Genomic DNA, 296 nt, shown 5'->3' with positions numbered 1-296 from the left:
GCTGCCCTGAAGGCCGGCGCAGGCAAGACCCTGATCATTGCCGAGAACCTGGCCGACGGCAAGGCCATGAACTACGCCATGGATGCCGCTCCGGGAGAGTGGCAGCTGACCGACTATGTCCGCAAGGGCCTTGAGCTGCTGGACAACAGCAACGGCTTCTTTATGATGGTGGAGTCCGGCAAGATCGACTGGGCCTGCCACGCCAACGATGCCGCTGCCTCCATCCCTGATGTGATCGAGATGCACAACGCGGTGCAGGCTGCTGTGGAGTTCTACGCCCAGCACCCCGATGACAC

At 62.2% G+C, this 296-nt stretch carries 1 protein-coding gene; it reads left to right on the top strand.

Features of this window, described 5'->3' with window-relative positions; translation table 11 throughout:
* Positions 1-296 (top strand): alkaline phosphatase (locus P0G09_RS19335; protein WP_275253484.1); only part of this gene is annotated, 296 nt, incomplete at both ends.

This window comes from Faecalibacterium sp. DFI.5.82, from assembly GCF_029076575.1.
GTDB lineage: Bacteria > Bacillota > Clostridia > Oscillospirales > Ruminococcaceae > Faecalibacterium > Faecalibacterium duncaniae.
Note: the sequence above shows the minus strand (reverse complement) of the source record. Positions and strands in the feature narration are given on the sequence as shown.